At 41.3% G+C, this 20,632-nt stretch carries 22 protein-coding genes and 2 pseudogenes; 17 read left to right on the top strand and 7 right to left on the bottom strand.

The features are described 5' to 3' along the window. Position 1: 1 nt before the first annotated feature. The 7 genes and pseudogenes from RMZ95_RS13120 to RMZ95_RS13090 form a co-directional block, all read left to right on the top strand. Positions 2-114 (top strand): annotated as a pseudogene (locus RMZ95_RS13120) (nitrilase); the annotation flags it as partial. Between the two features lie 60 nt (positions 115-174). Continuing rightward, complete coding sequence (locus tag RMZ95_RS13115) at positions 175-1,593, top strand: aldehyde dehydrogenase family protein (RefSeq protein WP_322684120.1); 1,419 nt, start codon at positions 175-177, stop codon at positions 1,591-1,593. After that, positions 1,583-1,834: a hypothetical protein gene (locus RMZ95_RS13110; RefSeq protein WP_322684119.1), complete on the top strand. Its 252-nt coding sequence runs from the start codon at positions 1,583-1,585 to the stop codon at positions 1,832-1,834. The genes RMZ95_RS13115 and RMZ95_RS13110 overlap by 11 nt, the downstream gene beginning before the upstream one ends. Before the next feature lie 152 nt (positions 1,835-1,986). Then, on the top strand, positions 1,987-2,226 hold the full coding sequence (locus tag RMZ95_RS13105) for a hypothetical protein (RefSeq protein WP_322684118.1): 240 nt from the start codon (positions 1,987-1,989) through the stop codon (positions 2,224-2,226). A 44-nt stretch (positions 2,227-2,270) separates the two neighbouring features. Next, the gene (locus RMZ95_RS13100) at positions 2,271-2,648 is read left to right on the top strand and encodes a GIY-YIG nuclease family protein (protein WP_322684117.1); all 378 of its coding nucleotides are present in this window, start codon (positions 2,271-2,273) and stop codon (positions 2,646-2,648) included. A 7-nt stretch (positions 2,649-2,655) separates the two neighbouring features. After that, positions 2,656-2,862 carry a hypothetical protein gene (locus RMZ95_RS13095; RefSeq protein ID WP_104907658.1) on the top strand — a complete coding sequence of 69 codons (207 nt, stop codon included), beginning with the start codon at positions 2,656-2,658 and terminating at the stop codon, positions 2,860-2,862. A gap of 49 nt (positions 2,863-2,911) precedes the next feature. Beyond that, the gene (locus RMZ95_RS13090) at positions 2,912-3,055 is read left to right on the top strand and encodes a hypothetical protein (protein WP_322684116.1); all 144 of its coding nucleotides are present in this window, start codon (positions 2,912-2,914) and stop codon (positions 3,053-3,055) included. A 40-nt stretch (positions 3,056-3,095) separates the two neighbouring features. On the opposite strand, the gene RMZ95_RS13085 is transcribed toward RMZ95_RS13090, so the two are convergent. Then, on the bottom strand, positions 3,096-3,284 hold the full coding sequence (locus RMZ95_RS13085; protein ID WP_322672314.1) for a hypothetical protein: 189 nt from the start codon (positions 3,282-3,284) through the stop codon (positions 3,096-3,098). 82 nt (positions 3,285-3,366) lie between these two features. Here RMZ95_RS13085 and RMZ95_RS13080 point away from each other — a divergent pair. The 3 genes and pseudogenes from RMZ95_RS13080 to hisS all read left to right on the top strand — a co-directional run. Then, a pseudogene (locus RMZ95_RS13080) lies at positions 3,367-3,625 on the top strand (aldehyde dehydrogenase); the annotation flags it as partial. Between the two features lie 71 nt (positions 3,626-3,696). Then, on the top strand, positions 3,697-4,143 hold the full coding sequence (locus tag RMZ95_RS13075) for a DUF3598 family protein (RefSeq protein ID WP_322684115.1): 447 nt from the start codon (positions 3,697-3,699) through the stop codon (positions 4,141-4,143). 89 nt (positions 4,144-4,232) lie between these two features. Continuing rightward, the gene (hisS, locus tag RMZ95_RS13070) at positions 4,233-5,621 is read left to right on the top strand and encodes a histidine--tRNA ligase (RefSeq protein WP_322684114.1); all 1,389 of its coding nucleotides are present in this window, start codon (positions 4,233-4,235) and stop codon (positions 5,619-5,621) included. Positions 5,622-5,805: 184 nt separating this feature from the next. Here hisS and RMZ95_RS13065 read toward each other — a convergent pair whose 3' ends face one another. Then, entirely contained in the window at positions 5,806-6,582 is a 777-nt protein-coding gene (locus RMZ95_RS13065) for a DUF1877 family protein (protein WP_322684113.1), read from the bottom strand. 98 nt (positions 6,583-6,680) lie between these two features. Here RMZ95_RS13065 and RMZ95_RS13060 point away from each other — a divergent pair, with 98 nt between their 5' ends. After that, on the top strand, positions 6,681-7,319 hold the full coding sequence (locus tag RMZ95_RS13060; RefSeq protein WP_322684112.1) for a Uma2 family endonuclease: 639 nt from the start codon (positions 6,681-6,683) through the stop codon (positions 7,317-7,319). A gap of 110 nt (positions 7,320-7,429) precedes the next feature. After that, on the top strand, positions 7,430-8,005 hold the full coding sequence (locus tag RMZ95_RS13055; protein WP_322684111.1) for a TMEM175 family protein: 576 nt from the start codon (positions 7,430-7,432) through the stop codon (positions 8,003-8,005). A gap of 236 nt (positions 8,006-8,241) precedes the next feature. On the opposite strand, the gene RMZ95_RS13050 is transcribed toward RMZ95_RS13055, so the two are convergent. The 5 genes from RMZ95_RS13050 to RMZ95_RS13030 form a co-directional block, all read right to left on the bottom strand. Then, a complete protein-coding gene (locus RMZ95_RS13050) occupies positions 8,242-8,955 on the bottom strand; it encodes a rubrerythrin family protein (protein WP_322672309.1) in 714 nt (237 codons plus the stop codon). 235 nt (positions 8,956-9,190) lie between these two features. Continuing rightward, positions 9,191-10,285, bottom strand: a complete 1,095-nt coding sequence (locus tag RMZ95_RS13045) for an alkene reductase (protein ID WP_322684110.1) — start codon at positions 10,283-10,285, stop codon at positions 9,191-9,193. A 75-nt stretch (positions 10,286-10,360) separates the two neighbouring features. Continuing rightward, positions 10,361-11,101 (bottom strand): SDR family oxidoreductase, encoded by a 741-nt coding sequence (locus RMZ95_RS13040; protein ID WP_322684109.1) that lies wholly within the window; start codon positions 11,099-11,101, stop codon positions 10,361-10,363. A 356-nt stretch (positions 11,102-11,457) separates the two neighbouring features. Beyond that, positions 11,458-11,931, bottom strand: a complete 474-nt coding sequence (locus tag RMZ95_RS13035) for a hypothetical protein (RefSeq protein WP_322672306.1) — start codon at positions 11,929-11,931, stop codon at positions 11,458-11,460. 958 nt (positions 11,932-12,889) lie between these two features. Then, positions 12,890-14,200 carry an efflux RND transporter periplasmic adaptor subunit gene (locus tag RMZ95_RS13030; RefSeq protein WP_322684108.1) on the bottom strand — a complete coding sequence of 437 codons (1,311 nt, stop codon included), beginning with the start codon at positions 14,198-14,200 and terminating at the stop codon, positions 12,890-12,892. 532 nt (positions 14,201-14,732) lie between these two features. On the opposite strand from RMZ95_RS13030, the gene psaK reads away from it, so the two are divergent. The 5 genes from psaK (at position 14,733) to RMZ95_RS13005 (ending at position 20,556) form a co-directional block, all read left to right on the top strand. Beyond that, positions 14,733-14,993, top strand: a complete 261-nt coding sequence (psaK, locus tag RMZ95_RS13025) for a photosystem I reaction center subunit PsaK (RefSeq protein WP_322675514.1) — start codon at positions 14,733-14,735, stop codon at positions 14,991-14,993. A gap of 118 nt (positions 14,994-15,111) precedes the next feature. After that, positions 15,112-15,363 (top strand): hypothetical protein, encoded by a 252-nt coding sequence (locus tag RMZ95_RS13020; protein ID WP_322684107.1) that lies wholly within the window; start codon positions 15,112-15,114, stop codon positions 15,361-15,363. Positions 15,364-15,901: 538 nt separating this feature from the next. Next, positions 15,902-16,489: a LemA family protein gene (locus RMZ95_RS13015; protein WP_322675516.1), complete on the top strand. Its 588-nt coding sequence runs from the start codon at positions 15,902-15,904 to the stop codon at positions 16,487-16,489. Between the two features lie 6 nt (positions 16,490-16,495). Then, complete coding sequence (locus tag RMZ95_RS13010) at positions 16,496-18,424, top strand: M48 family metallopeptidase (RefSeq protein ID WP_322684106.1); 1,929 nt, start codon at positions 16,496-16,498, stop codon at positions 18,422-18,424. Positions 18,425-19,818: 1,394 nt separating this feature from the next. Further along, entirely contained in the window at positions 19,819-20,556 is a 738-nt protein-coding gene (locus RMZ95_RS13005) for an SDR family oxidoreductase (RefSeq protein ID WP_322684105.1), read from the top strand. The last annotated feature ends 76 nt before the right edge of the window (positions 20,557-20,632 follow it).

Raw genomic sequence — 20,632 nt, 5'->3', positions numbered from 1 at the left:
CCAATCACACTTTTACCCTGCTAATACTATGCTGGAAGAGAAGTAGACCGCAAACACTTCCTGCAAACACAGCAAACTACCATTGAGTGCTTCACCAACTTGGGGATGATTTGAATTTGGGAATGGGAATTGGGGATTAGCAAGTAATAACAAATGACAAATGACAAATGACAAATGACAAAACCAATAGAAGTCCGCAATCCCCGAACTGGCAAATTTGATTACGTAATTATCCCGCCGCCTCCAAGGCTGGTGGTACAGCAATGTAAGCGGACGCGCCGGGCACAAGTTCGCTGGCAGAAATTGGGCTTAGAGGGGAGAATTGAAGCTTTACAGCAGTGGAAGGATGCGATAATATCTGGACGCGATCGCCTCACGGAAGCTTTGGTAAATGATACAGGAAGATTGTCAGCCTCGGTATTAGAAATAGACTCCTTCCTCTCCAGCATCGATCGCTGGTGTCGGTTAGCACCAGAATTGCTGCAAGAATCGGCAAAAAATACAGCCATTCCCTTTATTGCCTTGCAACAAACATCTGTTCCTTATCCCTTAGTTGGGGTAATTAGCCCGTGGAATTTTCCCCTGTCACTGTCTACTGTTGATACCATTCCGGCGTTGTTGGCAGGTTGTGCTGTCATTGTTAAACCCAGTGAAATCACTCCCCGCTTTGTAGCACCACTAATTACAGCACTCAACACTGTTCCCAAACTGCACGAGGTATTAACTTTTGTCGAAGGAGCAGGTGCAACCGGATCTCTTTTAATTGAAAATGTAGATTTGGTATGTTTTACAGGCAGTGTAGCCACAGGGAGAAAAGTTGCACAAGCAGCTGCAAAACAGTTTATTCCAGCTTTTTTGGAATTAGGAGGAAAAGATCCAGCGATCGTTTTAGAATCAGCCAACTTAGAATTAGCAACCTCAGCAATCTTGTGGAGTTCTGTTGTCAACACCGGGCAGTCATGCCTCTCAATTGAGCGAATTTACGTTGCAGACTCGATATTTGAAAAGTTTTACCATCAACTAGTAGCCAAAGCACATCGCCTTGAGCTAGCCTATCCCACAGTCGAAAGTGGAGAAATTGGCCCGATTATTGCCGAAAGACAAGCAGCCATCATTAGCGATCATCTTCTAGATGCAGTGGAAAAAGGAGCAGTAATTCACTGCGGTGGTGTCATCGAGGATTTAGGTGGGGGTTGGTGGTGTCGTCCAACAGTGCTTACCCAAGTTAATCATTCCATGAAAGTCATGACTGAAGAGACTTTTGGCCCGATTATGCCAGTCATGCCTTTTTCTGTAGTAGGTGAAGCAATCTCTTTAGCCAATGACTCAATCTATGGATTAAGTGCTGCTGTATTTGCCTCAGAAACAGAAGCCTTAGAAGTTGCATACCAAATAGATGCAGGTGCTATTAGTATCAACGATGCTGGACTCACCGCCATCATGCATGAGGGAGAGAAAAACCCCTTCAAATTCTCCGGTTTGGGACAGTCACGCATAGGTGCAGCAGCGATGAAACGATTTATGCGAAAAAAAGCTATTTTGATTAAAACTAATGCTACTAATGACCCTTGGTGGTTTGAAAATGGGGAGTGACCAATGCGATCGTCACTATGCAACTGATTACCGTAACCAATGGCGTAGCTTGCCGCCGTACTCCTTTAAAGAAGCAAGCTACGCAAAGCGTTTCCAAGAGTTGGCATTGCATTCGCATCTTGTTCAAAATATCTATTTTACTAGAGGCGATCGCCTCTGCCACAGTTTCGTCCACGATAATCAAAGCATCTGGAAGAATTTTGATGGTTTTGGTTCAGAACACAAGTCCATTCGTTCATAACACAAGTCCATTCGTCACAACACAAATCTATTCGTCACAACACAAATCCATTCGTTCATAAAACAAGTCTATTGTTCACAAAACAAGTCCATTCGTTCATAAAACACTTGGACATTAACCTAACCACTACTACTTAACATTTTGGAATAGCAATGAAAGCAGTTAAAGTCATGGCAACGATTAATGAGCAAGGGCAGCTAACCTTAGATTATCCTCTCATGACAGATAAAAACAGTCGCGTAGAAGTTATTATTCTAATTTCAGAAGAGGAAATTCTAAACGATCAATCTCAAGTAGAAGTCTTAGCAGATTTCCGGCAAGCTTGGCACGAAGCCATGACTGGGCAAACTATCCCAGTTGCTCAACTTTGGGAAGGGCTTGAAAATGACTGAATTCGTGAGAGTATGATTTCTGTGCAATCACCCCTCTCGTCTTCATGCCGACAAATGATTCTGAACTTCAAGCTCAAGCTCGGAAAATTCTGGATGCGATCGCCTTTATTCCCTTTGAGCAATGCCAACCCTTGAGCCGTGATTTTGCGACCATTCCGGCTCGTCCTGGCATCTATGCAATCAGGCACAGGACTGAGGGATTGCTATACATCGGTAAAACCAAGAGCTTGCGGGGGCGTTTCAGTGGTGGACATAAAGCTTTTTTGTGGGCGTGGCTCGATAAGTATAACGATGAAGATGTGCGAATCGCAGTGCAATTGATTTCATATTGGGAAAACCCTACGTTACTATTGGAGCTAGAAGCCATTATTTTAAGAGCCACCGAACCTCCTTACAACGTCCAAATTCCAACCGAAGGGTAGTAAAGCGATGCAAGCAAAACTCCAAGAGCAACTTTCCCCCAATGATGCCGAAGTTATTTTAGGATGCTTACCTGAAAGAATTCGCGCCGCTCTAATTGCTCGTGCTACTGAAATTGAATATCCAATCGAAGCAGTTATTGAGATGGCGATCGCAAGTTTTCTCGACACAGAGGCGTTGGGTTTTGCAGATTGCAAGCCAGGACGTGGACAATAAAACCGTCAACTAGCGATCGCAGGCGACGGGACTGGCGAAAGATATTTGTGTGGATACAGAGGTTACTTGCAGCCGTTTAACCGGAACATTAGAAGCCGACGACAAACGCGTAGGCGTAGCCCGCCGCAGGCATCGCTTGCAAGAAAAACAGAATTTTGCATTGCAGAATTTTCAGTCAGGATTTCGGCATTAATTGGTGTGGGTTCGACGGATAAGAAAGGCCAAAAAGGTTGCTAGATATGAATTTGCTCAACTGGATAGATCGTAAGGCGATCGCTAGCCACGCAAACTCTCTCAATTTTTGGCGGCCACAGCGATGTCATGGCAGCGTGTAGTATTGGTTTTGCCAGTTTATCTAAAGAATTTACGCCAGCGATGATTAATAAAGCTGTCTTTGATAACCTTCCCCACTCTCTACTCATAATATGCGAACATAATTAAGTTGTAGCTCACTTATTCGAGAAGGAATATTAGTCCTGATAATAACAATCGTGCCCGCACTGATTAAGTGCTGCTGTATTTGCCTCAGAAACAGAAGCCTTAGAAGTTGCCTACCAGATAGATGCAGGTGCTATTAGTATCAACGATGCTGGACTCACAGCCATCATGCATGAGGCAGACAAAAACGCTTTCAAATTCTCCGGTTTGAGACAGTCACGTATGGGTGCAGCGGCGCTGAAACGGTTCATGCCAAAAAAAGCTATTTTGATTAAAAACTAACTCAATGAGTGACCCCTGGTGGTTTAATAATCAAGAATACTGAAGGGATAATAGATAATTCATAACAAGAAAAATAATAGTCTCTAATAAAGCTTATAGAAATAGGAGTTTAACATGTCTATCATGAAAATAGAAATGCCCCTAATGGCCCGTCAAGAAGGAGAGTGGTCTGGTTCTTATACACTAGTTGATACAGAAGGAAAAATTTTAGATAAATATACTTCTCATTTAAGCTGCAAATTTATTGAAAACCCTCCTTATTCATACTACCAAATAAATCGCTATAAATGGCCTAATGGCAAACAAGAAGAACATCATTTTCCTGGTTTATATCGAGATAACAAAGTATGGTTTGACACTGAACGCCTTAAGGGTAATGCTTGGGAAGTAGACGATGCAACTATTATGTTCCGATTTACTTTTAAGAAGGCTCCGAGTGCTTACTTGTATGAGGTGATTTACCTCAGTCCTTGCAATAACTATCGTTTCCGTACCTGGCATTGGTTTAAGAACGATCAACTCTATCAACGTACATTGGTGCAAGAAGAACGAATAAAATAGACATAGGAGTAAAATCTGTCAGGGGTTTCAGTAATCAACTAGACATGATATAACTCTCATCTCAAATTTCAACTTAGTAAGGTATACGCATGGCCAAAGGTGACAAAATAAACTTTTCTACCCCTAGCGGGTTTCCAGAATTTCTGCCTAGCGAAAAGCGTCTAGAATTATATTTGCTAGATATCATCCGTAGAGTTTTTGAAAGCTATGGATTTACGCCCATCGAAACACCTGCTGTAGAACGTTTAGAAGTGCTACAAGCTAAAGGTAATCAAGGCGATAATATCATTTATGGAATAAATCCCATATTGCCACCAAATCGACAAGCCGAGAGAGATAAATCGGGTGAAACTGGTTCGGAAGCCAGAGCTTTAAAGTTCGATCAAACAGTTCCTTTAGCAGCGTATATTGCCCGTCATCTGAATGAATTAACCTTTCCCTTTGCTCGTTATCAAACTGATGTAGTTTTTCGGGGAGAACGGGCGAAAGATGGGCGTTTTCGTCAGTTCCGTCAGTGTGATATTGATGTAGTTGCTCGTCGCGAACTCAGCTTGCTCTATGATGCTCAGATGCCTGCAATTATCACTGAGATATTTGAAGCAATTAATATTGGTGATTTTCTGATTCACATCAATAACCGTAAAGTTCTTACTGGTTTCTTTAAATCATTGGGTATTGCTGAAAATCAAATAAAATCTTGTATTGGTATTGTTGATACTCTAGAAAAAATTGGTGAAAGTAAAGTCAAACAAGATTTAGAAAAAGAAGGAATTTCAGTAGAGCAGGCGCAAAAAATCATTGAATTTATCAAAATAGACGGTTCTGTTGATGAAGTCTTAGATAAGCTCAAGCACCTTGCCCAAAATCTGCTAGAAACTGAGCAATTGAGTTTAGGAGTTAGCGAATTAGAAACGGTAATTACTGGAGTGCGTAATCTCGGAGTTGCCGAAAATCGTTTCTGTATTGATTTATCCATTGCCCGTGGTCTTGATTACTATACTGGTACAGTTTACGAAACAACTCTATTAGGGCATGAAGCTTTAGGTAGTATTTGTTCTGGTGGTAGATATGAAGAATTAGTCGGGGTCTTCTTGGGCGAAAAGATGCCTGGTGTCGGTATTTCTATCGGCTTAACTCGCTTAATTAGTCGTTTGTTAAAAGCTGGTATTCTAAATACCTTAGCTGCTACACCAGCCCAAGTGATGGTAGTGAATATGCAGGAAGATTTAATGCCTACTTATTTAAAAGTTTCTCAACGTCTGCGTCAGGCGGGAATTAACGTCATAACTAACTTTGATAAGCGTCCCTTGGGTAAACAATTTCAATTAGCAGAGAAGCAAGGAATTCAATTTTGCGTAATTATTGGTTCTGAAGAAGCAGCAACACAAAAGTCATCGCTCAAAGATTTGAAAACAGGCGAGCAAGTAGAAGTACTACTAGAAAATCTAGCTGAGGAAGTTAAAAGAAGGCTTACTTAAAAGTTGATTTATCAAGTAGCAACTGTCTATTGCAATCTGCCTCATATATCATATTTATTTGGAAGTCATTTATGAGTTTATCGGATGTCCCTAATCTCTGGGTTCCTATAGCACTTTTAGGTTTCATTGTTATAGCTGCTGTATTTTTCAGCCGCAGCAATTGATATTTAAAATATTACAGAAATTAAGTGAGGTAAAGTAGGAGAGCTTTGTGCTGCCTGACAGCACTCTGGTAGTAATCAACAATCTCATTGTAGTAATCTGTCATACAATCCAACATTTCTTCTTCAGACCAGTCAATCCAGGGTACTAGTTCTGATTTCTGTGATTCTCGGATGAAACGATTCTGGAACCCCTCTTGTGAAAGTTCTAATAACCCATCCAGAATTTCTCCAACTTCATCACCTGGGGATAGATACCTCATAGGGCCGTAACTCGTTGTATTTTCATCACCGATTTCTTTACCAGCACCAAAGGCATTAACCAAAGGCATACCATCCCACACAGAATTTTCTATCACTGAAAATGGTAGAAAATCTTTTTTATATCCTTGATCTACTTTCAATTCTGGAATTTTTCCTTGAGATGTAGCATAATAACCTGGAACATAACCAGCTAATAGAAATGTCAGTTCTAACCAATATTTGTGTAAATCTAGTTCGGGATTTTCCCATTCTGCGAGAAACTGTTGTTCTAGCGTTTGCCAATCATAATTCTTTTTCCACTGTCGGCGATTTCCAGGAATAAACCTACTTAAACCCTGACTTTTAGGTAATTTATCAAACCGCGCCCTTGCTTCTTTTTTGATTGTCTCATATCCTAACCAATAAGTTTCTCGTTGCCAAAGAGCGGATTCTGGCAACCATTGAGCATCACGAAATACCTTAACAAGAAGTGGATCTTCTTTCAATAATTCAAGTGTCGATGCAGAAATCTGCTTAATCTCACCTGTGATTCCCATAAAACTAAAACTTTGTTGCAGCGCTTAACAGTTATTATCCTCGAAGTATAGCTACAGTTTATCTAAAGCATTACAGTTGAGGTAGAGGTATCAGTTCTATGTTTGCTGTTGTCACACCCGATACAATCCATTTGCCCCCAGGCGCAGTAGTACGCCTACCTGGAAGCTGGCAAGATTATCAAGCACTCAATGAACAACTAGGCGATCGCTCCTCGCCTCGTATTAAATATCGAGATGGAGAAATTCTCTTGATGGCACCGCTACCAGAACATGGGCGCAAAGTAAGTGTAATTGCAGATGTAGTCAAAGTTTTGCTCGATTGTTTGGGACGAGAATACGAGGCATTTACCCCAATCACAATGGAACTACCACAGAAAAGTGGTATAGAACCAGACTACTGTTTTTATATTGAAAACTGGGAAGCAATCGCAGGTAAAGATCGCATCAATTGGGGTGTCGATCCATCACCCGATTTAGTGGTGGAGATAGACATCACCAGCTACACCGATGTTAATGACTACCTACCTTATCGAGTACCAGAAGTTTGGTTGTTTAGGAAAAACCAGCTGGTAATTTACAGATTGCAGGGCGATCGCTACACTGTTGAAACCAATAGCCGTTATTTCCCTAACATCAATGTGTCAGAAGTAGTCACAGAGTCTCTAAAAATTGCCTACGAGCGCAATACTAGCGCTGCTATTCGGGAATTACGGCGGAAATTGGCAAGTGAGAATTAAAGATTTTGATTTTGCCCTTGCAGAGAATCTTCATCAACAGCGGCTACTTGATACGATAAAGTACAGAGTCTCACAACTTACTTTTAAATAAATAGAAAAGGAATGCGTACATGGGAAAAGGGAGATTAGAAGCATTCAGCGATGGGGTGATTGCCATCATTATCACTATCATGGTGCTAGAAATCAAAGTGCCGCATGGATTCGATTTAGCCGCGCTACGTCCACTAATCCCAGTATTTCTGAGCTATGTGTTGAGTTTTATTTATATCGGCATCTACTGGAACAATCACCATCACCTACTACAAGCAGTCCGACAGGTTAATGGGCGTATCCTTTGGGCTAATTTGCATCTGCTGTTTTGGTTGTCGCTAATCCCCTTCGTCACTGGTTGGATGGGCGAGAATCACTTTGCCGCCATGCCTGTTGCCCTTTATGGTACGGTGTTGTTGTTGAATGCGATCGCTTACTTCATTCTGACTCGTACCCTGATTTCTCACCACGGCAAAGATTCGACTCTAGCGATCGCAGTTGGTGAAGACTTCAAAGGAAAAATATCAGTAGTTGTCTATGCTGTGGGAATTCCACTTGCCTTTGTAAACTCATGGTTTGCTTGTGCATTGTACGTTTTAGTCGCAATTATGTGGCTGATTCCTGACCGTCGCATTGAGAAGATTTATACTTCCTAAAGGAATTACGAATTATAGCAAGGGACTGGGGACTGGGGACTGGGGACTGGGGACTGGGTGAAAAGCCCTTTTGTGTCTAAGTTTTATCGTCTGTTGATGTCCTAATCACCAAGGCTTGTGCTATACCTCAGCTGTTACGCATTTAATTTGTACGTATAAAAAATCAAGAACGCGAAGTATCTTTTAAGACGCTTCGCGTTTATATGCTAAAAAAGATTGCCTAATTGATTGTCGTTTTAAGCTGCAACTTTTTCCTCAAATGGTTTAAAGGTTTTTTTGCTAGCACCGCAAATCGGACATTCCCAGTCTTCAGGAATTTCTTCAAAAGGTGTACCAGGTGCAATTCCCGAATCAGGATCGCCAGCAACGGGATCGTAAATCATGCTGCATTGTTTACAAATCCATTTCCGAGTTTTAGGTTGTTCACCAGCAACTCTAGTTGCTGCTTGTCCTCCATTTAATACTTCTAAGGCTTCAGCGTAGCGATCGGCGTGGTAATTTTCGATGAATTTTAACAAGCCAAAACGGTGAGCAGCTTCTCGAAATGTATTGGCATGATCGGTAGATTCTTGAGCTTGTTTGAGAAATTCTTCAGCTGCTGGATTGTCGCGATCGCGTTGGGCATCTGCGGCAAAATCTGGATACATTGTAGTATATTCGTAAGTCTCGCCTTCAATTGCCAAAGATAAACAGCGAGATACAATTTCCCGCTTTTGTTCATCAGTTAAAGCAGCTGCATCTTCTACCACAAGTTCTGGATGTAGTAACTTAAAATGTGCAAAAGCGTGTTCAGTTTCTTGATCTGCTGTTTCTTTAAAAAGTTTTGCCAAGTCTGTAAACCCAAGTTGACGCGCTACATCTGCGAAAAACAGATACTTACGATTTGCCATCGATTCGCCACCAAAGGCAGCTTCTAAGTTTTGAAGTGTAGTAAAGTTAGACAAATCCATAATTTTTTAATGCCTGATAAGTGATATTTAGTGCAAAAGCACAGACTCTACAACCGGATAATCAGCCGTTATTTGTATAAGTTATAAATACTTTATACAAATGTCATCCCATATTCAGCAATCCGTTTTAATCAGAAGCTAGCACGGCTGTGTTTTCCTACTTGGACAATTATAAAACCGAAAAATGGTACAACTGACAAATTATATTTTTGATTTAGAGATGACTATGATTGCTTTAATTTGTCTGAAGTTCTAAAAATGGATAGTCGGTGTATCCTGTAGCGTCAGGGGCATAAAATGTTTTTGGATCTGGAGCGTTCAAATAGGCGTTAAGTTCTAAGCGTTTTGGTAAGTCAGGATTAGCAAGATATAACTTGCCAAAAGAAACTAAATCTGCATTGCTACTAGCAAGAATGCTATCTCCTGTTTGGCGATCGTAGCCACCATTAGTAATCAAAGTACCTTGGAATATTTGCCGAAAGTAGGGTGTAACTGGGTTCATGACTTCGCGGGTTGCTAAATCGACTTCGTTCGGTTCCATCAGGTGAAGATAGGCAAGTCCAAAGGGGTTAAGAGCATTGATAGCATAACCAAAAGTTTCTTGAGGGTTGGAGTCATGCATTCCATAAAAAGTGTTACTTGGCGAAAGTTTGATCCCAACCCGGTTTGCACCCCAAACGCTAGCAACTGCTTCCACAACTTCTAAGAGGAATCGGCTACGCTTTTCTATTGAACCGCCATACTCATCTGTGCGCTGGTTCGAGCCATCTTGGAGAAATTGATCGATTAAATAGCCAAATGCACCGTGAAGTTCAATCCCATCAAAACCAGCTGCCAAGGCATTTTCGGCACCTTTGCGAAATTGCTCGACAATTTCAGTAATTTCTGGAGTTTCTAAAGCACGGGGAGTTTCTAACGATACTTTACCTATGGGTGTGTGAAGTGAACCAATCCCTGCGATTGCACTGGGAGCAACTGGCAATTCTCCATTAAGTAAAGCTGAGTGAGAAACTCTCCCAGAATGCCAAAGTTGCAAAAAAATTCTGCCCCCTTGTTCGTGTACTGCATTAGTTATCAACCGCCATCCTGCCACTTGTTCTTCTGAGTAAATTCCTGGACAGTTAATGTATCCTAAACTCAGAGGTGAAACCATTGTACATTCAGTAACGATCAGCCCAGCACTGGCGCGTTGGGTGTAGTAAGTTGCCATTAGCGAGTTGGGAATACTTGCAATTGCCCGTAAACGCGTCATCGGTGCCATTACGATTCGGTTTGGTAGAGTATAAGGGCCAAGTTGAACTGGTGTGAAAAGATTGATATTGGAATTCATGACTTAAATTTCGATTACGGCGTTGCACATTCCTGACTGAGGTTTGAAAACGGGGATCGTTAGGAGAGCTTTTCCTCACGCGATTCCACCGTTGACACGAATATTTTGCCCAGTGATCCACCTAGCTTCGTCGCTAGCGAGAAACGCTACTACATCGGCGATTTCTTGCACATCTCCCAGTTTATTAAAAGCAGCCATTTGCGCTAAACGATCTATCTGTTCTTGTGTTTTGCCTTCTCGGAATAGTTCTGTATCCGTGGGGCCAGGAGAAATAACATTAACTGCGATCGCTTTTGCACCTAATTCTTTAGCTAGTACCCGCGTAATTTGTTCAACAGCACCCTTGGTTCCTACATAAGCACTATAAGTTGGCAGCATCATCACCGTAGTTGATGAGGAAAAATTGATAATCCGTCCGCCTTCTGTCATGTACTGCGCGGCTTGTTGACAAGCAAAAAAAGTGCCTTTGACATTAATGGCAAAAATCGCGTCGAAATCTTCTTCTGTCACCTCAGTAATTGGTTTATAGAAGGCAATTCCAGCATTATTGACCAAAATATCGACTTTACCAAAACGTTCAAGTGTTTGTTCAAATAACCTTTTGATGTCGGGTACTTTGCTAATATCAGCTTGAATAGCGATCGCTTCTACTCCCAACTTTTCAATTTCTGCAACAACTTCTTGTGCTTTGCCTGCATTCCCTGCATAGTTAACGACAATAGATGCGCCATTACCAGCTAACTTGAGTGCGATCGCTCGTCCAATTCCCCGCGATGCACCAGTAATAATTGCAACTTTCCCGGTTATTGATGCCATAGATTAATCGAGTTTAATTTTGGTTAACTAAAATGATTATCTATTGTTAAAGGTACTGTACCAAGATTAAATTTAGCGATCGCTGCTAAAACTCCCGACTTGATTCCAGCCAAAATCCCGCCAGTGAATTCAAGTAACTCTCAGGCGGGAGAAATGAAGCTAAATTGAACTTATAGAGTCTTCATTGAGCTAAACACAATGCCTACGGCAGTAAACTACGCCCTACCGAACTTGACAGAATTTAAATGCTGATGACACAGGTATTGTCTTGACCATAGTCTACAAACATCTTTTATAAATTGTCTGTCTTCGTTAACCAAAAGCTCATCTGGTTTATCATATCTGCGTAGATTAAATTATTTGAAGAAGGGATTTTCTTGACCTTCCCCTTGAATCAAAAACTCTGGACATACTTCCCCAGATAAGAGTGTTCCATTAAATGTATAAGTAGTGCCTTTGGAATTGATAGCATTACCACTTATCCTCCGATCTGGAATCAAGTCTCCTCTTACCTGACCGCTAAGTGCGACACTTTCTTCTGAATTGGGATTTGTTACTGCTTGCCAATTTCTCTGATCCCGACCTTGATTTGTACGGCTATAAGTAGCGTTTAGCTCATAAGTAGCGTCTTGTCCAACAGAGCGAAGGCTGCTACCATTGGCGTTAAATTCAAAACAAGCAGTAAAATTATCTCCCTGACTTGACTGAACATTGACATCGTAGCTTTTGCCCTCCACTCCAGCTTGTACTGGCGCAGCCAACAACATTATTTGTCCAAGTAAACAAGTTAAAACTAAACCAAACTTAGATTGGATGATTTTCACTGACATAATTGTTTGCCTCTGTTAGGTAATCAAGTAATTGCTTACCTTTACTCATTGGTGACAGGTTAAGGTCATTAACCATTTGTCAATAAGTAATGGTGATTAAATTTAGTAAAAATTGAGGTTACAAACGCAAATTTCCAGCCTGTGATGCCTTCGCATAGCGTTTCATAGAAAAGACTAGCTACGCCTACGCATATTTAAAAGCATCGTTCATCCTTGCCATAAAATTTAGTATAAAGCTTAATGAGATACTCAATAGCATAGATAATTTACAGCGTAATCACTATTGACAAAACGAGTTATATCTTAAAACAATTTCACTAATGATTTCTTTTTAGGAGAAAAGAATGGAAGTGAGTTCAGAGTGTATTGCATAGATAGACACTTAGAGTATGTTTGAAAAGTTTTCTTCTCGGTAACAAAACGTTCTAGATCCCCCTAAATCCCCCGATAAATTGGGGGACTTTGATTCCGGTTCCCCCCTTTTTAAGGGGAGCCAGCGCGGTCTTGGGGAGCCAGTGCGGTCTTGGGGTTTCCCCAAGTGGAGCATCTGGCGTGGTTTCCCCCATGAGCGACTGGCGTGGGCTAGGGGGGATCGGTTAGTGCCTAAGATCACAGCCAACCACTTTTCAAACAACCTTTTAGCTCGACTTTATCCATTTTTACGAAACCCAAAACCTGACACTGAAACCTTTGTGGGACGGTAGTTTTACTTTTTAGATTTAACCGATAATCAGTGACATGGAAAAAGTTTTTGCCAAAAAGCTAGGGTTTTTGCCGTATCAAGATAAGCAAGTTCTTAATTTTGGATAAAGTCGAGTTTAGAGACTATTTTACAAGTTCTCCAACAAAGAGCGATCGCTATAGTAACGCTCTTGAGTGAAGATTGTTATGAGACAAGATTGAGACTTCTCCCTTGCTCCTCGGTCACTGAGTGAAGTCGAAGTGCTACTCCCCTTGATTAAAATTCTGGAACGATCGCAACACCATCCCTAAGATTGAGCAACCCTGAAATAATAACTTTATCTTCTGGCTGTAATCCTTCAATAACTTGGTAATTATTACCTTTGATCTCGCCTAGCTTTACTCGCCTTTGCCGAGCTACTTGTTGGGATACACCTTGGGGAGATATCTCTGTTTCAACTACATAAACAAAAGTGTCCCCACCTACACGAGTCATTGCTGTTGTGGGAATTAAAACTCCGGGGCGCTGATTCCAGAACACTCTAGTCCTGACCAATTGATCTGCACGTAGCTGACCATTAGTGTTGTCAAACAGTGCTTTAATCAGTATCGTTTGTGTTTCATTGCTGGCATTAGGTGCAATAAAAAAGATCCTACTTCTACCAAGCTTTTGACCTTGTGTGTTCATCACCTCTACTGGCATACCCTTACGCAATTGGGGCCCTTGCTGTAGCGGCACAGAGATATTCACTTCTAAAGGCCGATTTTGGGTGATATTAACTAATGGTGTAGAAGTATTAACTAAATCACCGACTTTCACAGGGATGTTGCCAACTGTGCCACTAAAAGGAGCGGTAATTTTGTCAGACTGGGGCTGTTGTGTTTGAGGATTTACATTAGATTGCTGCAAAGATTTTTCAGCCTGCAAGATAGAGGCTCGTTGTGCTTGAATTCTGGAATCTATTGCATCCAGACTAGTCTTAGCATTGGCCAGACGATTAGCAAACTGATTGCTAGCCTGTCGAGACACGGCTCCTTGTTCAGCTAGGTTGACAAACTTTTCGTAGTTCTGCTGGTACAATTGCACATTCGCAACATAAGAGGGTCGTTCTGCTTCTAAAGATTTGAGTGTGGCGCGGGCATTTGCCAGTTGCATTAAAAATGCTTGAGGCACAGGATTATTCCTAGCGATCGCTGCCTGTGGTGTAGAATCTACTTGGAGAATTGGCGCTCCTTGGACAACTGGATCTCCAGATTTGACAAGTATCTGGGTAACTTGACCCTGAATTCTCGGCTGAAGCGTCACTGAGCGCAGGGATTTTAGACTAGCAATAAAATCTGAACTTTCCTCAATTATGCCGCTTTGTACTGTTGATATTTTGACTCTTACCCCTTGAGGTTGAACGTTAGCATTTGAAGGTGCTGAATTTTGTGGAGTGAGTAAACGCCAAACTATAGCTGCTCCGCCCCCTAATAATAAGAGTGCGGCTAAACTCAACCAAAGCCACCGCCGTTTTCCAGAAGGTGGCTCAAATGACGTTTCTGGAGCTTTTTCTCCCAAATCAGTTTGAGGCTCAGGGGATGTCATGGCTTTTGAGGAACTTAAGGAACAAATTAACTAGAATTCAATCAAAATTTCATCTGTCGTTCTTGAAATTACTGATTTGGCATGAGGTTTTGCGGCAAATTATGTGTTATCCCATCCAAATATACAGTTTTGATGATTCTGTCTAAATCTACCGAAAGGTGAATCCGCTCCTGAAATTTCTGACTTCAACTGTATCCTTCAAAAAGTCGGGGATAATTTTATCGGAATCACTTTTATCTACAGCAGATTTCAAGTTTGGGAGGTACGCAAATTAAGTCTGTTACCCAGATATAAAGCGTATTTTACTGCTGAATTCAACTATAAGTATAAATCAATACTAACGGTTCGCTTGTTTCAGACATTGAAATTCAAACTAACTAGCACAATCAGCTCGCTGCATTAAACTCATTTTGTATTAAGTAGTAAGAATAACTGTTAAATATTGATGCAAAATCGGGTAATTTCTTGAATTTGCTTCGGAAAGTTTCAGATTATGTTTTCAACCATTAATAAATTTCAGGAGCAAATCTAGGTGTTAACTTCAACCTTACTCGCTGCTGCAACCACACCTCTGCAATGGAGTCCTACAGTTGGACTGATTATGATTATTGCTAATATCATTGCCATTGCCTTTGGCAAATCTACCATCAAGTATCCCAACGCAGAACCAAAACTACCCTCAGCCAATTTCCTTGGTAATTTTGGTGTACCAGCGTTTTTAGCAAGTGCTGCCTTTGGCCATATCTTAGGTGTGGGCGCTATTTTAGGGTTGCATAACCTGGGAAGAATTTAGGTTCTTACTCAAGTTAGCCTTTATTTGATGATTCTTTTGTCTCCAGCTTTGAGCCAGAGAGTTAAAACTCTCTGGCTCTTTTTTATGAGACACTAAGTAATATCAGTATCTCAACGGCATGACAGATATAACAGATTTATCAAAAAGAATTGCCAGCAAAGGCGATAATCCGCTAATTTTGCCACCTGTCAACTTGCAATCACAAGAAGACGTAGAACTTGAGCGAAAACTGCGAGAACTCAAGTTTAAACAAGAATTAAGAAAAGATTGGATTTTATTTATTGTCAGGGATGTAGTAATTTTTCCTGCCGCCATCCTTTTTATTTTTGCTGTCAGTGGTTATTCCCTATTTCTTCAGATTCATGGGTGATATATCTGGCTAAAATTTTTAATCGACCGCAGAGGCGCAGAGTACACAGAGAAAAGAGAGATGATAAGTAGGTAAGTAGGTAGACATAATTAAATACAATAAAATAAACTCTTAGTTTGTAGTGAGCGATTTATCGCTCAGAGCAAGGATTATTAGGACTAAAGTCTTTACTAAGCTGTTCCACATTAAACTTGCATATATTGGGCGGGCGAGACGCCCACCCCACAAGAAATGTACAATTTCAGATTATGCAAACTAGATGTGGTTTATTACAAACTTTAATTTATTTATGCCTAAATACTTAGACACAAATAGTTTGGAATTGTTGTAAATTATTTCACTCTGCGTTCTCTGCGCCTCTGCGGTTATTTAAAAATCTTACATCAGTAAACTTGCGTAACTAATTCTACAGACGACGAAGCCAACTTGCTACAAGTAGACTCATCTTTATATCCACACTAATTTTGCTGGATATCAAGATTACCGTGTTTGGTAAATCTGCAAAAAAGTAAGTACCTGATGGAAATAATCTAAAAATATGGGGCTTTTAATATTTTCTGTTGCTTTAGTTGCCATTGTTGCTGTAATTATCATTAATGCCTACAACGATTTAGTTAAGTATCGCAACCGTTACAAAAATGCTTATTCTCAAATCGATGTTCAATTACAGCGCCGCTATGATTTAATTCCCAACTTGGTGGAAACTGCCAAAGGGTATATGAAACATGAGCGAGAAACCTTAGAAGCAGTTATTGCCGCTCGGAATTCTGCAATTAATGCTAGCAGTCGTGCGGTACAAAATCCTGGCGATCCCCAAGCGATGCAACAGTTGGGCAATGCTGAAGGGGCGCTAACGGGTGCGTTAAGTCGGTTGATGGTACTTTCAGAATCTTATCCAGAATTGAAAGCCGATCGCGCCATGACTCAGGTAATGGAAGAATTATCTTCCACTGAAAACCGGATTGCTTTTGCCCGTCAGGCTTTTAATGACGCGGTGACACTTTACAACACCAAGAGCGAATCTTTTCCCAGCAACCTTGTAGCAAATACATTTAACTTTACTGTTGCAGAATTGCTCCCCGAAGCTACCCCAGAAATAAGAAATGCTCCACGCGTATCTTTTTAGGTGTCTATGAACTTCTTTGAACATCAGGATCGGGCACGCCAAAATACGCAACAATTAATCGGATTATTTTCTTTGTCGATCGCAGTTATGATTATGGCGATTTATATTGCCACTTTATTTCTGTTTCGCATGGCTCCCCGTGTTTGGTGGCATCCAGGCTTATTTCTCTACGTAGCTGGGATTACAATAATTGCGATCGCCATCGGAAGTTTGTATAAAATTGCCTGTCTCCGTCAAGGTGGAAGCGTCATTGCCCAAGAGTTAGGAGGAAGACTCCTGCTACCAGAAATGGCCGACGAACAAGGGCGACAACTATTAAATATTGTCGAGGAAATGGCGATCGCTTCTGGTATTTCTGTCCCACAAGTTTATCTCCTCGACAAAGAAACCAGTATTAATGCCTTTGCTGCCGGATTTTCGCCCAATGATGCTGTAATTGGAGTTACCCGTGGAACTTTGGAAAACTTGAGCCGGGATGAGTTACAAGGAGTCATCGGCCACGAATTTAGTCATATTCTCAATGGAGATATGCGGCTAAATTTGCGTTTAGTGGGACTACTGCATGGGATTTTATTCATTTATTTAACCGGGGAATTGCTCTGGCGGCTTCGCGATAGCTTCCGCTTAGGAAAGGAAGACAAGGGTTTACCTATTTGGGCGTTTGGTTTGGCACTAATGGCCATTGGCGGTATCGGATTACTTTGCGGACGCTTGATTAAAGCCGCCGTCTCTCGCCAACGCGAATTTCTCGCTGATGCTTCAGCCGTACAGTTCACTCGTAACCCCAACGGACTTACCGGAGTCTTCCAAAAACTCCAACAGATGGATTCACGGTTAATATCGCCCGGAGCAGAAGCCTCTAGCCACATGTTTTTTGGCAATGCCCTCAACCCCTCTTTCTGGGAAGATATGTTTTCTACCCACCCACCCTTAGCAGAACGTATCCGCCGCGTTGGGGGTTTGAACGTCAGCAATTTAGCAGCAATGCCATCTCGCAATCAAATGCGTTCCCCTTCCCAAGAATCCCTAACAATGGGCTTTGCTGGTGGTGACAGTGCCACACCAAAACAGGTTGTAAACCAAGTTGGAAGCGTTACACCAGAGCATTTTGCCCATGCTCAAGCGCTGTTATCGCAGTTACCAGAATCTTTGCGTTTGGGTGCGCGGGAGCAACAAAGTGCAATAGCGATCGCTTTGGCGTTAGCCTTAGATACAGAAAATCTCCAAATACAAGAACGTCAAATAGCTTGGTTACGAGAGGTACAGCCTGCTGATTTGGTAGAGAAAACCTTGGAATTAAGTAGCGAAATTAATCAGTTAGATCCTAGAATTCGCTTACCACTTGTGGATTTGGCAGTGCCTATATTGCGCCAAAATGCCAAAGAATGCCAAAGGCTATGCAAATGCGTCCACGGTTTAGTTGTAGCCACGGGAAGTTTATCGCTGTGGCATTTTGTGTTGCAATTAATACTGTGGCATCGTCTTCAACCTAGTATAAATCCTGCATCTACTACAACCGTAGAATTCACCTCCATCGAACAGATTTGGCCAGATAGTCTATTAATATTGTCCGTAATTGCTCGTGTCGGACACTCCCAACCTGATGCGTCCACTGAAGACATCGCCTATGCTTTTCGTTCTGGAGTTTTTCGACTTCCCAAAGCCGGAGAGCAAGAAAAACCAGAAATGCCATTAAGTTGTAATTTTACTGAACTAAAGAAAAGTATTGAGCGCCTGCGTCTTGCCACTCCCAAACTCAAACAAGCTATTGTTGATGCTTGTGCCCACACGGTACTACTAGATAACAAAGTTACTCCTTCAGAAGCAGATTTACTCAGAGCGATCGCCATGACGCTAGAGTGTCCCATCCCCCCATTTTTAAATTCTCAGCCTAGTGTTTCAAAACAGAAACAACCTTCTCCAAAACGAACTTAATGTAACGAGTGAGACACAATGATTTAGGGGTTGCTAAAAAATAAAAAGAAGCTCACACTATCTAGATTATCTAACTAAGGGACTTTCAGAGAATAAAATAAATAATGCTATAGGACTCATATTTGATTGCGTGAAAAAAACTCAGTACACCTTTATTCCTTCTTCCCAGTCCCCAGTCCCCAGTCCCCAGTCCCTAGTCCCTACGATTAATTCAGAAATCAAATCGGATTGCTATAGAGACGGCATATTTCTGACCAAGATTTAACTTAGACAGATAAAAGTACTTGGTATCGGTACTTTTGTCTAGATTAGTTACTACCACAAAAAAAACTGTCATAATTACAATCAGGTAAATAATCACTTGAGAAATATATTAAGAATAGCGATTCAATAATTTTTTCACGCTAATACTAATTCTGCATGAAGATGTACATAATAAGACCCCCCTGTAGTCCCCCCGATGCCTTGGGGGGACAGCGTAGCTGGGGGGTAAATATATGCAGCTTTACAAAGAAACGGTATAAAGTCTTAAATATTATTAGAAATTGAACTATTTTCTGCAAACAACAATTTCAAAAAACGTGAGATATATTTTTGATGTATTTTTTGGTATTTATAGTTGAAATTGTTAAGTTTTATGTTGAAAATAACAGTGTTGATTTTTGTAGTGTTGTCTATGTTTTATCTTCTATTTTTAAAAGATGCTGACACGTCTATGGTTTATATGCTTGGTGCAATAGTTTGTACACTACTATTAATAAATACTAAACTCTAAGAGGGGGTTTGAAAACTTTTGAGAGGTCACGCCGATTTTGGATTAACCTCTCCTTTAAAGAAGAGGCTTCGCTTCAATAATGATTTTTTTAAATATTCTCCATAAATGGAGAGGCTTGAAACCTTTTTTAGATTACAGATTTTGAGTTTAATCCTTGCATCCTTGCATCTAAAATCTAAAATTGTCTCGGTCAAATTTTATGCCAAGTACAAGCCTTCGTAACCAGCTATTTGTTGCACTCACCGGATCTAAAGCTTGGGTAAGGTTGAGTGGGGTAAGTAAATACCCAATATGTGAAAAGATACGACAAGTCATTAACAATGGTAATAGTTAGGGACTTCCATAAAATAAACTATTCCCCCAGCAATAATAATCCTTTTGGTGCTAATATTCATTCCCGAAACAACAACTTTCAATGCCTGGGAAGAGGTGTCCAAAAGCACAAACTTCCAAGACGGCTAAAAAATTGGTGTTGCTAGATTCGCATGATGATACCATGCTAGAAGGAGCGGTGGAAGCCGCAGTCTTTCTTCAAGAGAGCAGCTAAATTTCTTTGCCCTAACTTAGAGCGATTGTCCAAGGTTTTTCAGATCGTGAAAAACCATAAGGAGAAATCCAAATGAACTACGACATCAAAGACAAAACCATTTTGGTTACGGGCGCAAATCGCGGCATCGGCAAGGCGATAGTTGATTCGTTTATTGAACACGGAGCCACCAAAGTCTATGCGGCTGTTCGTCAGCTCAACAGTGTCTCCTCATTGGTTGAACAATATGGCGATCGGGTAGTACCAATTCAGGTTGATTTAGGCGATCCCCAATCTATTGTTGCTGCTGCTCAAACTGCCCCAGATGTGCAAATAGTTATCAATAATGCAGGAGTCTTTCAAGCTGGAACTCCCTTAGCTGAGAATGCGATCGCCGCTCTCGAATTTCAGATGAACATCAATGTATATGGATTGATCTACATGGCTCAGGCGTTTGCCCCAGTACTCAAAGCCAATGGAGGTGGTGTGTTTGCCCAAATCAATTCTGTTGCTTCGCTCAAGGGTTTCCCCGACTCTGCCACTTACTGTGCCTCAAAAGCTGCGGCCTATTCAATCACCCAGACATTACGAGAACTATTGAGTAAGCAGGACACGCTTGTGCTAAGTGTTCACCCTGGCCCGATTGCCACGGATATGAGCGATGCGGCAGGAATGAGTGAGGTTGCAGAGCCACCTGCACTTGTGGCAGAGGGGATAATAAAAGCTCTCAAAACTGGGGATTTTCACGTTTTTCCTGACTCGGTGGCTAAACAAATGGGCGATGCTTATAAAAGCTTTGCCCAAAACGTCATTGAGGTGTCATCAAGTTAACTACATTGCCGGGTAACGCTCTAGGCAAGGGTATCTGGGTATTAAACAGCAAGCCCAAACTCTTCTCGATTGTACA

The sequence above is a fragment of the Nostoc sp. DedQUE07 genome (assembly GCF_034530975.2).
In the GTDB taxonomy this organism is placed as follows: Bacteria; Cyanobacteriota; Cyanobacteriia; order Cyanobacteriales; family Nostocaceae; genus Nostoc.
This window is presented reverse-complemented; position numbering and strand designations above follow the sequence as displayed.

Bases quoted from the DNA above. Each gene is read 5' to 3' on its own strand.
- RMZ95_RS13115 (WP_322684120.1), top strand. From the start codon at position 175: ATGACAAAACCAATAGAAGTCCGCAATCCCCGAACTGGCAAATTTGAT.
- RMZ95_RS13110 (WP_322684119.1), top strand. From the start codon at position 1,583: ATGGGGAGTGACCAATGCGATCGTCACTATGCAACTGATTACCGTAAC.
- RMZ95_RS13105 (WP_322684118.1), top strand. From the start codon at position 1,987: ATGAAAGCAGTTAAAGTCATGGCAACGATTAATGAGCAAGGGCAGCTA.
- RMZ95_RS13100 (WP_322684117.1), top strand. From the start codon at position 2,271: ATGCCGACAAATGATTCTGAACTTCAAGCTCAAGCTCGGAAAATTCTG.
- RMZ95_RS13095 (WP_104907658.1), top strand. From the start codon at position 2,656: ATGCAAGCAAAACTCCAAGAGCAACTTTCCCCCAATGATGCCGAAGTT.
- RMZ95_RS13085 (WP_322672314.1), bottom strand. From the start codon at position 3,284: ATGAGTAGAGAGTGGGGAAGGTTATCAAAGACAGCTTTATTAATCATC.
- RMZ95_RS13075 (WP_322684115.1), top strand. From the start codon at position 3,697: ATGTCTATCATGAAAATAGAAATGCCCCTAATGGCCCGTCAAGAAGGA.
- hisS (WP_322684114.1), top strand. From the start codon at position 4,233: ATGGCCAAAGGTGACAAAATAAACTTTTCTACCCCTAGCGGGTTTCCA.
- RMZ95_RS13065 (WP_322684113.1), bottom strand. From the start codon at position 6,582: ATGGGAATCACAGGTGAGATTAAGCAGATTTCTGCATCGACACTTGAA.
- RMZ95_RS13060 (WP_322684112.1), top strand. From the start codon at position 6,681: ATGTTTGCTGTTGTCACACCCGATACAATCCATTTGCCCCCAGGCGCA.
- RMZ95_RS13055 (WP_322684111.1), top strand. From the start codon at position 7,430: ATGGGAAAAGGGAGATTAGAAGCATTCAGCGATGGGGTGATTGCCATC.
- RMZ95_RS13050 (WP_322672309.1), bottom strand. From the start codon at position 8,955: ATGGATTTGTCTAACTTTACTACACTTCAAAACTTAGAAGCTGCCTTT.
- RMZ95_RS13045 (WP_322684110.1), bottom strand. From the start codon at position 10,285: ATGAATTCCAATATCAATCTTTTCACACCAGTTCAACTTGGCCCTTAT.
- RMZ95_RS13040 (WP_322684109.1), bottom strand. From the start codon at position 11,101: ATGGCATCAATAACCGGGAAAGTTGCAATTATTACTGGTGCATCGCGG.
- RMZ95_RS13035 (WP_322672306.1), bottom strand. From the start codon at position 11,931: ATGTCAGTGAAAATCATCCAATCTAAGTTTGGTTTAGTTTTAACTTGT.
- RMZ95_RS13030 (WP_322684108.1), bottom strand. From the start codon at position 14,200: ATGACATCCCCTGAGCCTCAAACTGATTTGGGAGAAAAAGCTCCAGAA.
- RMZ95_RS13020 (WP_322684107.1), top strand. From the start codon at position 15,112: ATGACAGATATAACAGATTTATCAAAAAGAATTGCCAGCAAAGGCGAT.
- RMZ95_RS13015 (WP_322675516.1), top strand. From the start codon at position 15,902: ATGGGGCTTTTAATATTTTCTGTTGCTTTAGTTGCCATTGTTGCTGTA.
- RMZ95_RS13010 (WP_322684106.1), top strand. From the start codon at position 16,496: ATGAACTTCTTTGAACATCAGGATCGGGCACGCCAAAATACGCAACAA.
- RMZ95_RS13005 (WP_322684105.1), top strand. From the start codon at position 19,819: ATGAACTACGACATCAAAGACAAAACCATTTTGGTTACGGGCGCAAAT.